The sequence below is a fragment of the Lysobacter sp. MMG2 genome, from assembly GCF_016735495.2.
In the GTDB taxonomy this organism is placed as follows: Bacteria; Pseudomonadota; Gammaproteobacteria; order Xanthomonadales; family Xanthomonadaceae; genus Lysobacter_J.
Genome location: NZ_JAERQY020000001.1, coordinates 75,858 through 88,374, shown reverse-complemented (window position 1 = coordinate 88,374; position 12,517 = coordinate 75,858). Strand labels below are relative to the sequence as shown.

Genomic DNA, 12,517 nt, shown 5'->3' with positions numbered 1-12,517 from the left:
TTTTGTATTGTGAACGGCGAGTTCAGGAGAAAACCCGATGGCAGGCGTGCGTCCCGTGTTCTATGTCTCCGATGGTACCGGTATCACTGCCGAGACCATCGGCCACAGCCTGTTGACCCAGTTCACCCAGACGCGCTTCGTGACCGACCGCATCCCGTTCGTGGACAGCGTGGAGCGGGCGCGTGAAGTGGGCGAGAAGATCCGGGCCGCAGCCGAGGCCTACGGCGTGCGACCGGTGGTCATCAACTCCTGCATGGACGCCGAAGTGAGCACGGCCTTGGCCGAGAGCGGGGCGCTGATGCTGGACGTGTTCGCGCCCTTCATCGAACCGCTGGAGCGCGAGCTGCACCAGACCCGCGAGCGCCGCATCGGCCAGGCGCACGGCATGGCGGACTTCGACACCTACCATCGCCGCATCAATGCGATGAACTTCGCGTTGACCCATGACGATGGACAGAGCATCGATTACGACGAAGCCGACCTGATCCTGGTCGCGGTGTCGCGCGCGGGCAAGACGCCCACCTGCGTGTACCTGGCGCTGCATTACGGGGTGCGTGCGGCGAATTACCCGCTCACCGAGGAAGACCTCGAGCACGACCGCCTGCCGCCGCGCCTGCGGCCTTACCGCAACAAGCTGTTCGGCCTGACCATCGACCCGGTGCGTTTGCAGCAGATCCGCCAGGAGCGCAGGCCGAACTCGCGCTATGCGAAGTTCGAGACCTGCAAGCGCGAAGTTGCGGCCGCCGAAGCGATGTTCCGTGCCGAGCGCATCTCGACGTTGAGCACGACGAACACCTCGATCGAGGAGATCTCGAGCAAGGTCCTGACGACGTTGGGGATCCACCGCGAGATGTTCTGAACAGCCGGGCCGGAAGGCCTGGAAAAACCGTCGCGGGGAATGCTTACCGTAGGCCGACCCGTGGCCCCCGTCAACGCTGCCGCGAAGAGGTTGTGCCGTGTAGCATCGTCTCCATATCGATGCTCATGTCCCAGTCTCTCGCCACCCGCCGCGCACGCATTCCCAGGATCAGCCGCTTCGGCTGGCTGATGGGGCTGTACGCTGAAAACCATGTCCGCTTCGAGCGGCTTTTCCCGTCCGCGGCGCTGGCGGTCGGCAGCTACCACTCCAGCGTCGGTGATGGCCTGGATCTGCAACTGGACGTGATCGAGCGCCACCCGTACACGACCGAGCTGCGTTTGACGTACGCGCTGCGCGATCCGGTCACCGGCCAGCAGGACCCTTCCGCGTTCCTGCGCCTTTATCACGATGCGCGCCAGCTGGAAGTCACCAACTGCTACGTCGGCCGCCGCTGGCAGGACGTCATCGGCATGTACCCGCCGGCGGCGGAAGTCCTCGATCACCGCACGCGGATGAACACGTTTCTCGGAAAGTGGCTCGAGTATCTAGCGGAGCGGGGACATGGTGTGGCAACATTGCGCCCCGTTGACGCCGGGACCATTTCCGGCGGCACCGACGAAAAAAATCTGGCAGCGAACGCTTGACGACATCGCTGAACGCCCGCTAGAATTTTCGTCTTTCCAGCACGTGGGGCCATAGCTCAGCTGGGAGAGCGCCTGCATGGCATGCAGGAGGTCGCCGGTTCGATCCCGGCTGGCTCCACCATCTCCTCACGGAGATGCCGCTGCAAAGTTACAAACCAGTTTTGTCCCCATCGTCTAGAGGCCTAGGACATTACCCTTTCACGGTAGCGACCGGGGTTCGAATCCCCGTGGGGACGCCAAATAGTGAAACGCAGCAGGGCTCCGGAAACGGGGCCCTGTTGCGTTTTGTGTGCCCGTGTTTCAGCAACGACACGTCCGCCAGGCGCATGCCCGACTTTCTGCGTGACGCATGGCGGGCCGGGCGCTCATCGTGCGGGCTTCGCATTCTTCGATGCAGGCGCCGTGCGCTCGACGGTGGCCTCGTGCGCGCGCTTGGCCAGATCGTCGAGGATCGGGCAGTCCGGTCGGTCGTCGCCATGGCAGCGGCGGGCCAGCTCCTGCAGTGTGCGTTGCATCGCCTGCATCTCGGCGATCTTTGCGCTGAGTTCGTCCACATGCGACTGCGCGAGCCGCTTCACTTCCAGGCTTGCGCGCGAGCGGTCGTCCCAGAGGCCGAGCAAGGCTTCGATCTGCCGGATCGAGAAGCCCAGGCTGCGCGCGCGACGGACGAAACCCAGGCGATGCACGTCGGCTTCGTTGTAGAGGCGATAGCCGGCGAACGTGCGGCTCGGCGGCGGAATGAGGCCGATGCTTTCGTAGTGACGGATCATCTTCGCGCTGACGCCGCTGAGCTGCGCGGCTTCGCCGATGTTGTGCAGGCCCTGTTGCCGGGCGTCGGCGAGTTCGGGTCGTGGCATTCGAGGCATCGGTGGCTCCTTGCGGCGTCAGTGGTGATGCGCGCGCCATAGGCGCAGCAGCAAAGTGTTGGAAATCACGCTGACCGACGACAGCGCCATGGCAGCGCCGGCGATCACCGGATCGAGCAGGCCGAACGCCGCCAGCGGAATTCCGACGACGTTGTAGGCGAAGGCCCAGAAGAGGTTCTGGTGGATCTTGCGTGTGGTCCGGCGCGAGATCGCGATGGCATCGACGACGAGGCCCGGCTCCGCACGCATGAGCGTGACGCCGGCGGCGTGCATGGCCACGTCGGTGCCACTGACCATCGCAATGCCGACATCGGCCGCCGCCAGCGCGGGGGCGTCGTTGATGCCGTCGCCCACCATCGCCACGGTGCCATCGCTGCGCAGCGTGGCGATGACCTCTGCCTTTTCCTCCGGCAAGACGTTGGCGCGCACTGAGTCGATCCCGAGCTGCGTGGCGACCGCATGGGCCGCGCCGGCGTTGTCGCCGGAGATCATCACGGTGCGCACGCCCAGGGCATGCAGCCGTTCGATGGCCTCGCGGGCACCGGCGCGTGGCGTGTCGCGGAAAGCGAGGACGCCGCGTAGGCGAGGGGGCTCATCGCGCGCGGCCGTCGCGATCCAGGAAAGCGTGTTTCCCGACGCCAGCAGCTCCTCGCTGCGCGAGGACAACGGCGAGGTATCGATGCCGGCTTCGTGCATCATCCGGGCGCTGCCGATCAGGACCGTCTGGCGTTCGAGCGTTCCGCGCAGGCCGCGGCCGGGGAGGGCCTGCACGTCCTGCGCGGTCATCTGCGGGAGTTCGACCGCGGCCTGCACGACGGCGCGGGCCAGTGGGTGCTCGCTGCCGCGCTGCACGGCCGCAGCCTGCGCGAGCAGGGCGTTCGTGTCGCCATCCAGCGCGATCGCCTCGCTGACCACGGGACGGCCTTCGGTCAGCGTGCCGGTCTTGTCGAAGGCGACCACGTCGATGCCGTGCGCGGTTTCCAGCGCTTCGGCGTCCTTGATCAGAATCCCGGCGCGCGCGGCGACGCCGGTGCCGGCCATGATCGCCGTCGGCGTCGCCAGCCCGAGCGCGCAGGGGCAGGCGATCACCAGCACCGCCACCGCGTTGAGAATGGCCCGGTTCCAGTCGCCGGTCGACAGGCCCCAGCCAAGCAGCGCCAGCAGCGCGATCCCGACCACGATCGGCACGAACACCGCGCTGATGCGGTCGACCGTCCGCTGGATCGGCGCCTTCTTCGCCTGTGCGTCCTCGACCAGGCGGATGATGCGCGCCAGCACGCTTTCCGCGCCGATCGCCGTGGTTTCGACTTCGATGCGGCCTTCGCCGTTGATCGCACCGCCGGTCACGCGATCGCCCTCGAAGCGTGCGACCGGCAGCGATTCGCCGGTGATCATCGATTCGTCCGCATGCGTGCGGCCTTCGACGATGCGGCCGTCCACCGGGATGCGCTCGCCGGGAAGCACGACGACGAAATCGCCGATGCGGACCTGTCCGATCGGCACCTGCGTTTCAACGCCATCGCGACGCACGCGTGCGTTGGCGGGGCGCAAGGATTGAAGGGCGCGGATCGCTTCGGTGGTCTGGCGCTTGGCGCGTGCTTCCAGCCACTTGCCCAGCAGCACGAGCGTGATCACGACGGCGGAGGCCTCGAAGTACAGCGCTGCGTGAGGACCGCCAGTGAGCAGGTGGTAGAGGCTCAGCCCGTAGCCGGCGCTGGTGCCGAGGGCCACCAGCAGGTCCATGTTACCGGTGCCGGCCTTCAGTGCCCGCCAACCGGCGCGGTAGAAACGCGCGCCGAGCCAGAACTGCACCGGCGTCGCCAGCGCGAACTGCACCCAGCCCGGCAGCATCCAGTGGACGCCGAACGGCGTCGCCAGCATCGGTAGCACCAGCGGCAGGGAGAGCGCCACGGCGAGCCACAGGTGGCGGCGCTCGCGTGCGTCCGCGTCGCCGTGCGCATGTGCGGGCGTCGCGTCGGCGGAGGTCGCATCGGGCCGCTGGGCGCGATAACCGGCGGCCTCCACGGCCGCGACGAGGCTTTCGACGGTCACGTGTCGCAGCACGCGGACACGCGCGCGCTCCGTGGCGAGATTCACGCTCGCCTCGATCACGCCGGGTACGGCGCGCAGGCTCTTCTCGATGCGGCCTGCACACGAGGCACAGGTCATGCCGCCGACGGCCAGTTCGATCGACTGCTCGGGGATCGCATAGCCGCTGCGCACCACCGCCTCGGTGAGCTGGGGCAGGGCGACGCTGCCGTCGGTGATGACGTCGGCGCTCTCGGTGGCCAGGTTGACGCTGGCCCGCAGCACGCCCGGCAGCGCGGCCAGGCTGCGTTCGATACGGCCCGCGCACGAGGCGCAGGTCATGCCCGCAATCGGCAGGCGCAGCGGGGCGGGGGATACGGCGACGGGATTCATGCTCGCTCCATCGGAATCGGTCCGGATGGGCGAAGGATCTGGCTTCCCACCATGGGAAGGTCAACGCGCCACCGAACTCCCCGCCGCCCGCCTGGGGCGGGTGGCGTGGGAAGCCGGTGGCGCGTCGTGGTAGGCATCGGTCAGAACCAGAGCCGCAGGCCGGCGAGCAGGCGTGTGTCCTCGACCGGCTCGCCTTCCTCGCGGCGGTGGTCGGCGGTGTCGCCGTAGGCGCGCTCCCAGCCCACACCGACGTAGGGCGCGAAGCGGCGGGTCACCTCGTAGCGCAGTCGCAGGCCCGCTTCCAGCGAGGACAGCCCCGAGCCGATTCCACGGTCCGGATCGTCCTTCCCGTACAGCGTCGCCTCGACGCGCGGCTGCAGGATGAGGCGGTTCGTCAGCAGCAGTTCGTACTCCGCTTCCAGCCGGGCCGCTGTGGCGCCGCGCTCGCCCACATAGGCCGTGGCCGATACTTCGAACTTGTACGGCGCCATGCCCTGCACGCCGATCGCCGCCCAGTCGCGCGCGTCGCCCGGCTTGAAGTCGTGCTTCAGGCCGGCCACCACGTCCCACCATGCCGAGACGCTGCGTCCGTACAGCACCTCCAGGTCGGCCGATTCGGTCACGCCGCGCGCTCGTTCGCCTTCGCTGCGCAGCCACAGTCGGTCGGTATCGGTGCCGACCCACGCCTGTGCTTCCCAGGCTTCGCCTCGGCCGTGGTCGAGATCGACGGCTTCCAGCCGATCGATCAGCACGAAGCTGTTCCACTCGCTGGCATGGTGCATGTCGTGTTGGAGCGCAGGAAACGCAGCGGCGCGATCGGCGTCGGTGATCGGCGCAATGGGCTCGACAGGCTCGCGCGGCGCGTCCATTGCGTGCCCCATCTGCGCGTGATCGTGCGCATCAGCCGGTGGCGTGGTCGGTGCCGGATGCGCATCGTGATCGTGCGTCGTCGGCGGTGGCGTGGGCGCATGGGATGCATGCTGCGCCCACGCGGTCGGTGCACCGGCGGCGAGCACGAATGCGAGCAGGGTGTGCGTTCGCCTCATGCGCGCTCCTCCACGCGCACTTCGCGCATCATCCCGGCTTCCATGTGGTACAGCAGGTGGCAGTGATAGGCCCAGCGGCCCAGCGCGTCGGCACGCACGCGGTAGCTGCGTTTGGTGCCGGGAGGCATGTCGACCGTGTGCTTGCGCAAGTGGAAGTTGCCCTGTTCGTCCTCGACGTCGCTCCACAGGCCGTGCAGGTGGATCGGGTGCGTCATCATCGTGTCGTTGACCAGCACGATGCGCATGCGCTCGCCATAGTTGAGACGGACCGGCTCGGCATCCATGAACTTCTGCCCGTTGAACGACCAGGCGAACTTCTCCATATGGCCGGTGAGGTGCAGTTCGATCTCGCGCGAAGGCTCGCGTCCGTCCGGATCGTCGAACAGGCTCTTCATCGCCGCATAGGTGAGCACCGTGCGGCCGTTGTCGCGCAGGCCGATGCCGGGGTCGTCGAGCTTCGGTGCCGGCGACATCGTCTGCATGTCCACCAACGGATTGTTGCGCTCGCTGTCCGGATGCGACGGCATGGCGTTCATGCCGTCGGCCATCGCGTGCGTGCCGTGCCCCATGTTGGCGCCGCAACCGCCTTCCATGCCTTTCATGCCCATGTTCGCGCCGCAGCCGCCCTCCATGCCCTTGGCGCCGTGCGCGTTGTGATTCATGCCGCCATGACCCATGTCGTCCATCGTCAGGATGGGGCGCGGATCGGGCGCGGGAAGCGGCGCTTCCAGTCCGTGACGCACCGCGAGGGTGCCGCGTGCATAGCCGGTGCGGCCCATGTCCTGCGCGAAGATCGCGTAGGCGTCCTGGCCCGAAGGTTCGACGATCACGTCGAAGGTTTCCGCCACGGCGATGCGGAACTCGTCCACGGTGACCGGATGGATGTACTGGCCGTCGGCGGCGACGACGGTCATCTTCAGGCCGGGGATGCGTACGTCGAAATACGTCATCGCCGAGCCATTGATGAAGCGCAGCAGCACCTTCTCGCCGCTGCGGAACAGACCCGTCCAGTTGCCCGCCGGCGCATGGCCGTTGAGCAGGTAGGTGTAGGTGTGTGCGTTGATGTCGGAGATGTCGGTGGGCGTCATGCGCATGCGCCCCCACTGGCCGCGGTCCCGCAGCGTCGCCGACATGCCGTCGCGGGCGACGTCGTCGATGAAGTCACCGACGGTGCGTTTGTAGAAGTTGTCGTGCTCGGCCATCTTCTTCATGCGCCGGAACAGCGATGCCGGATCCAGGTCGGTCCAATCGGACAGCAGCACCACGTGCTCCCGATCGAAAGCAAAGGGCGCCGGTTCACGCGGATCGATCACGATGGCGCCGTAGAGCCCGGCCTGCTCCTGGAACAGCGAATGGCTGTGATACCAGTACGTACCGGACTGACGGATGTCGAAGCGGTACGTGAACGTCTCGCCGGGATGGATGCCGTCGAAACTCAGGCCCGGCACGCCGTCCATGTTGGCCGGCAGCAGGATGCCGTGCCAATGCACGGAACTGGCCACGGGCAAACGGTTGGCGACGCGAAGGGTGACGGTGTCGCCTTCGCGCCAGCGCAGCACGGGCGCCGGCAGCGAGCCGTTCACGGTCACCGCCGGTCGCGTGCGCCCGGTGAGGTTGACCGGCGCTGCATCGATGGCGAGATCGAACTGCGTGCCGGAAAGAGTCTGAGGTTGGGGCCCCCGGAACTCAGCGGCCGAGCCGGGCAAATGCCACAGGCCCGCGCCTGTGGCGACGCCACCGGCCGCCAGGCCTGTGACGAAACGTCGACGCGACGGCGAGGCCGCGCGTTGGCGAAGTGGATCGAACTTCATGGGATGGCTCCGTGAATCATGAGGATGCGGTCCACGACCGCGAGGCGGCCGGGAACGCAACGTCGGATCAGCACACCTTTGCGGTGTGCACGGAGTCAGCCGATAGGTGGTCGGAGCAGATGCGGCAGCGGCGGAGACGGGCGATCGATCTGACGCGGCTGTGCCCTATGGCGCTCCGGCGGAAGACCGGCCGGAACGGAAAAAATGGCGATGGCGGCGGTCGCATGCTGCAGGCAGTCGCAGTTGCAGTGCGAGGATTGGCAGCAGTCCGGAGCACCATCATCCATGCCCGCGGTCGCGCAATCGTCATCGGCGTGCGCATGCATGGCCGCCACTTCATCGTGTGACGATTCGCCATGACAAGGTGGTGTGGCGGCCTGTTCGCCGGGCGCACTCATTGCCAGATGCGCAAGTCCCATCTGCGTGGCAGCCGCCGTGTAACCGGTTCCGTTGAGAACCAGCATCAAGCAGAGCAGCGCACGGAGTACGAGATGCGACATTTTCATAGTCTAACGTGTCTGAATAGAGGGGGGGAGCCACTCACGGTTGTCTGAACGGGCAGGTATATACTCCAGCGTATGCAAGTGGCCGGCCCCCGCCGGCATCGAATGCGGCGGCGAAGCCACCGTATTCCAGGAATGATGCAAGGAGCCCACTTGGTATTCCAGATTGTTCTCGCCGATGACCACCCCATCGTCTCCAGTGGCGTGCGGGCGCTTCTGGAACAGCATCCGGGGCTGCGTGTCGTTGCCGAGGCGACATCGCCCGATGAGCTGCTTCGTGTCCTGGAAAGCACCGACTGCGAAGTGGTCGTCACCGATTTCAACATGCCCGGTGAACAGGCCGCGGACGGCCTGAGCCTGCTGCAGCTGCTCGGCCGGCGTTGGCCGGAGCGCCACGTCGTCGTGCTCACCCAACTCGCCAACCCCGGCGTGCTCAACAACATTTCGCGCTTGCAGAACGTACGCGGCGTGGTGAGCAAGTCCGACGCGATGAAGGAACTGCCGATGGCCGTGACCGCTGCCACGGCAGGCCGCAGCTTCCTCAGCTCCACGGTTCGCAAGCAGATTGAATCCGCGCAGGGCGACGCGGCCGATGCCACCTCCACGCTGTCCAAACGCGAGGGCGAGGTCATGCGTCTGTTCGCGCTGGGTCATACGGTGTCGGAGATCGCCCGGCAGCTCAACCGCAGCGTGAAGACCGTGAGCAGCCAGAAGGTCGAGGCGATGCGCAAGCTCGGTGTGAAGAGCGATCTGGAGTTCTACGCCTACGCACGCGAACACGGGCTGGGTTCGTAACTTTTCCCGATCACTGTCCCTGTGATCCATGCGAAGGCGGCCGATACCGGCCGCCTTCGTCGTTTCGGCGCATGCGCACTCCGCGATCAGTGGCGCTTGAGCATCTCCTCGCGCGACTGCTCGGCGCGCGACGCGCCAATGGCGGTTTCCACCTGCTTCACCTCTTCGGGCGGCGGCAATACCGCCGGGAAACCCAACGACTGGATCCACAGCTCACGTGCCCATCCCTTGGTGTGATAGAGGTGATGGTCTTCGTCCTTCTCGACCGCCTCGTGCGCCTGCTTGAGAATGCCGGCGTAGTCGGCGCGCGCCTGCTGCGCGACCTGGCCGATGAGTTCCCAGTTCGCATGGTCCTTGGTTTCGGCCAGCACCACGCATTCGGCGGCGACCAGTTCGGCGGCGGCCGGCTCGGCGGTCTTCATCGCCGTTTCGATTGCCTCGACCAGCGACTTGCCCAACTGCGCGACGATCGCCCGCCCGGGGCTCTGCTCCTCGGTGTCCATGCCCAATTGCTCGAACACACGCGTGAGCACCTGCTCGTGCGTGCGTGTCTCGTCCAGATACTCCTTCCATTCCTTGTGAAGGTCCTTGTTCTGCGCCGCCTTGATCGCGGCGGTGTAGATCTGGATGCCGCCACGCTCGGTTTCCAGCGCCTGCAGCAGCAACTCGTGGACCTGGGCTGCATCGAACTTCGACGTGCGTGCCATGTGCTCGTTTCCTGTCGTGTGGTGTGACCTTGTTATAGGAATCGGGCATGCCGGCGCGCGTGAAGAACCGCGCAATGATTCGTCAACGCAGCAGCGTCGCGGCGGGATGTACGCTGCGCCATGTTCAGGTTTCCAATCCCGCGCGGGGCTGTCCGCGTGGCGTGAAATCGTGGAGGCCCTTGCGCGCGACGCGCAGGGGAGGGGCGGCGGTGTCAGTCCAACGGCGCCCTGGCGCGCTCGGTCTGCGTCAACGGTGAGTGCCCGGACGCCGCAGGGCCCATGTCGCATCGCGCGCGGCCGTGTACAGTCGGCCGCAGGCGCGGGAGACGCCTGCACGCCCCGGGAAACGCGCATGGTCCGGCTCGCCATCCTGCTGATCGGAACCCAGGCAGTGAAGCGCCAATGGCGCCTGCTGCCGTTGCTGGGCGCGCTGTGGATCGCGCTGGGCGCGCTGGTGTTCCTGGATGTATCCAGCGGCGCGCTCGCGATCGCCACCGATGTGCTCGGCGGCCTGTTCGTGGTGGAAAGCGTCCTCGTGCTGGCGAGCGTCTGGGCCAGCTCGCGCCGTGCGAAGGCCCCGCTGGTCGCGCGCGCGCTCGCCTTCCTGCTGTTCGGTCTGATGATCATGGACGTGCCGTTCGACCACGGCATTTCCGACAGCGTGCTGTTCGGCCTGGTGTTCTGCGCCGATGGATTGCTGCGCATCGCATCGGCCTGGGTCGTGCGCTTCCGGCGCTGGCCGGTGGCGATCTTCGCTGCGTGCATCGAGATCGTGCTCGCCGTGCTGATCCTCACCGACTGGCCCTGGCCGCACCGTTACGTGATTCCGTACTGCATGAGCGTCGCACTCATCATCTCGGGTCTGACGCTGGTGCGGCTCGGGCTGCAGCTCCGCAACCTGCCGGCGGGCGCGTCGATCACCGAACTGCCGATGTTCCAGTCCCGGCCATGGCATTCGCGAGGCGTTCTGCGCGACGGCGAGCAGCGCGTAGGCGAGGGCGAACTCACGCTGTATGTGTGGACCGCGACGGGTTCCATCGAGTCGCCCGTGCCGCGTCCGGTGGTGAACCGTTACATCGCGGCGGTGGACCGCAACGGCGTGGTATCGACCGGGCATGCCGCACTCGAACTGCACCCTGACGTCTACATCAGTCTGTACCCGGCGGTCGACATCGACCACTCGCCCGACGACTTCGCCCGCCTGTTGCGTGCGGGCACCGAGAACGACGTGCCCGGCCGCTGGAACGAAACCCACGAGATCGAGGTCGCGAACTGGCGCGCCCCCGATCGTCGCGTCAAGTTCCGCCGCTACAACGAAGCCTCGCTGCGCCGCTTCTGGCTCGACTACCGCCAGGACAGCACCTACAACCTCACCAGCCGCAGTTGCTCCACCGCGGCTTCGCTCGCACTGGAATGCGCGCTGGAAGGCAGCGTCGGCCACCGCCATCCCTGGCGCGCGTTCTTCCTGCTCCTGCTCGATCCCTACCTCTGGCTGGCGGCGATGCTGCGCCATCGAGGCGTGACGATGGCCTGGACGCCCGGCCTCGTGCTGGACTACGGGCGCGCGCTCAAGCGGGTCGTCGAACGCGAGCACCTGGGCCGCACGAACCGTCTTCCGCTGCGCCTGCGCCTGCAGGGCGCGCTGCGCCAGCGCGGAGCCCGCGCGGCATGACGGCGCAGGACAGCGTGCCCTCGCGACGCCGCACCGCCATCGCGATCGTCGCGGCGGCGTCGATGTTCGGGATCACGTACGGATTGTCGTCTCCGCTGATCGCGCTGGAACTGCAACGCCGAGGCCACGGCGAAGTGCTCATCGGCCTGAATGCCGCGATGCATGCGCTGGGCGTGCTCACGGTCGCGTGGATGCTGCCGCGCGCCGCCAGCCGGTGGGGAATGCGGCGGATCCTCATCGTGGCGCTGATGCTGGTCGGTGTCGTGCTGATGCTGTTTCCGGCCAGCGCATGGGTATGGCTGTGGTTTCCCTTGCGCTACGTGCTGGGCATCGGCTCCGAAGGCGTGCTGGTCACCACCGAAAGCTGGACGAGCCATCTCAGCGACGAGGCATCGCGCACGACGAACATGGCGATCTACACCGCGGCGGTGTCGGTGGGCCTGGCGATCGGTCCGCTGCTGCTGGGCCATGTGGGCTCCGGCGATGCGGTGCCGTTCCTGATCGGCGCCGCGCTGGCGATGGCGGCCTGTGCGTTCGTCGTCTTCGACCGCGCGCCGTCGCCGCAGTTCGCGCATCGGCCGTTGTCGGGCGGTGTCGTCGGGCTCTTGCGGCATGCGCCCGTGGCGATGGCGGCGACGGCGCTCAATGCCGCGCTGGAAACCTCCGGCCTCACGTTCCTGCCGATGTACGCGATGCGGCTGGGCTGGAGCGAGCAGGGGGCGACCGCGCTCGTGGCGACATTGCTCGTCGGCGCCATCGTGCTGCAGTTGCCGATCGGCTGGCTGGGCGATCGGTTCGATCGTCGCCGCCTGGTGCTCGCGTTCAGTGCGCTGTCGGCGCTGGGCGCGTTGCTGTGGCCGTTCGCGATCGGCGTCGCCTGGCTCGGGCATGCCCTGCTGTTCGTGTGGGGCGGTGTGTTCGTCGGCATCTACACGCTGGTGGTGACGATCGTCGGCAGCCGCTATTCGGAAGGCCAGCTGGTGCAGGTGTACGCCGGCATGTCGGTGGCGTTCGGCATCGGCGCACTGCTGGGGCCGTTGCTGGCCGGTGCGGCGATGCACCTCTCGCGCGATGGGCTTGCGTGGTTCGCTGCCGCGGCGTGCGCCGCGTTCGGGCTGTTCGCGTGGAGGAGCCGGGCGCCGGCCTGATCGTGCGGGCGCAGGGCATCAGGCGCGCCTTCACGCCGCGCATCA

At 67.3% G+C, this 12,517-nt stretch carries 11 protein-coding genes and 2 tRNA genes; 7 read left to right on the top strand and 6 right to left on the bottom strand.

All coding sequences use genetic code 11. From position 1 onward, the window contains the following. Positions 1 to 37: 37 nt before the first annotated feature. From JI752_RS00425 to JI752_RS00410, 4 genes are all read left to right on the top strand, one after another. Entirely contained in the window at positions 38 to 859 is an 822-nt protein-coding gene (locus tag JI752_RS00425) for a pyruvate, water dikinase regulatory protein (protein WP_216957928.1), read from the top strand. Positions 860 to 984: 125 nt separating this feature from the next. Beyond that, positions 985 to 1,503, top strand: coding sequence for a DUF1249 domain-containing protein (locus JI752_RS00420; protein WP_216957926.1), 519 nt, complete (start codon positions 985 to 987; stop codon positions 1,501 to 1,503). 45 nt (positions 1,504 to 1,548) lie between these two features. Continuing rightward, positions 1,549 to 1,624, top strand: a tRNA-Ala gene (locus JI752_RS00415). A 42-nt stretch (positions 1,625 to 1,666) separates the two neighbouring features. Further along, positions 1,667 to 1,742 (top strand) — tRNA-Glu (locus JI752_RS00410). A gap of 126 nt (positions 1,743 to 1,868) precedes the next feature. On the opposite strand, the gene cueR is transcribed toward JI752_RS00410, so the two are convergent. The 5 genes from cueR to JI752_RS00385 all read right to left on the bottom strand — a co-directional run bounded on the left by cueR (position 1,869) and on the right by JI752_RS00385 (position 8,147). After that, positions 1,869 to 2,369, bottom strand: a complete 501-nt coding sequence (gene cueR / locus JI752_RS00405; protein ID WP_216957924.1) for a Cu(I)-responsive transcriptional regulator — start codon at positions 2,367 to 2,369, stop codon at positions 1,869 to 1,871. An 18-nt stretch (positions 2,370 to 2,387) separates the two neighbouring features. Continuing rightward, the gene (locus JI752_RS00400) at positions 2,388 to 4,790 is read right to left on the bottom strand and encodes a heavy metal translocating P-type ATPase (RefSeq protein WP_216957922.1); all 2,403 of its coding nucleotides are present in this window, start codon (positions 4,788 to 4,790) and stop codon (positions 2,388 to 2,390) included. 140 nt (positions 4,791 to 4,930) lie between these two features. After that, positions 4,931 to 5,836 (bottom strand): copper resistance protein B, encoded by a 906-nt coding sequence (locus tag JI752_RS00395; protein ID WP_216957920.1) that lies wholly within the window; start codon positions 5,834 to 5,836, stop codon positions 4,931 to 4,933. Next, on the bottom strand, positions 5,833 to 7,647 hold the full coding sequence (locus JI752_RS00390) for a copper resistance system multicopper oxidase (RefSeq protein WP_216957918.1): 1,815 nt from the start codon (positions 7,645 to 7,647) through the stop codon (positions 5,833 to 5,835). Before JI752_RS00390 ends, JI752_RS00395 begins: the two co-directional genes overlap by 4 nt. Before the next feature lie 95 nt (positions 7,648 to 7,742). Further along, positions 7,743 to 8,147: a CopL family metal-binding regulatory protein gene (locus JI752_RS00385; protein ID WP_216957916.1), complete on the bottom strand. Its 405-nt coding sequence runs from the start codon at positions 8,145 to 8,147 to the stop codon at positions 7,743 to 7,745. Positions 8,148 to 8,303: 156 nt separating this feature from the next. Here JI752_RS00385 and JI752_RS00380 point away from each other — a divergent pair, with 156 nt between their 5' ends. Continuing rightward, positions 8,304 to 8,945, top strand: coding sequence for a response regulator transcription factor (locus JI752_RS00380; protein ID WP_254200115.1), 642 nt, complete (start codon positions 8,304 to 8,306; stop codon positions 8,943 to 8,945). Between the two features lie 86 nt (positions 8,946 to 9,031). On the opposite strand, the gene JI752_RS00375 is transcribed toward JI752_RS00380, so the two are convergent. Next, on the bottom strand, positions 9,032 to 9,652 hold the full coding sequence (locus tag JI752_RS00375) for a hypothetical protein (RefSeq protein WP_216957911.1): 621 nt from the start codon (positions 9,650 to 9,652) through the stop codon (positions 9,032 to 9,034). Positions 9,653 to 10,004: 352 nt separating this feature from the next. Between JI752_RS00375 and JI752_RS00370 the strand changes: the two genes are divergently transcribed. Next, complete coding sequence (locus tag JI752_RS00370; protein ID WP_216957909.1) at positions 10,005 to 11,324, top strand: hypothetical protein; 1,320 nt, start codon at positions 10,005 to 10,007, stop codon at positions 11,322 to 11,324. Then, the gene (locus JI752_RS00365) at positions 11,321 to 12,472 is read left to right on the top strand and encodes an MFS transporter (RefSeq protein WP_216957907.1); all 1,152 of its coding nucleotides are present in this window, start codon (positions 11,321 to 11,323) and stop codon (positions 12,470 to 12,472) included. Before JI752_RS00370 ends, JI752_RS00365 begins: the two co-directional genes overlap by 4 nt. Positions 12,473 to 12,517: the final 45 nt, after the last annotated feature.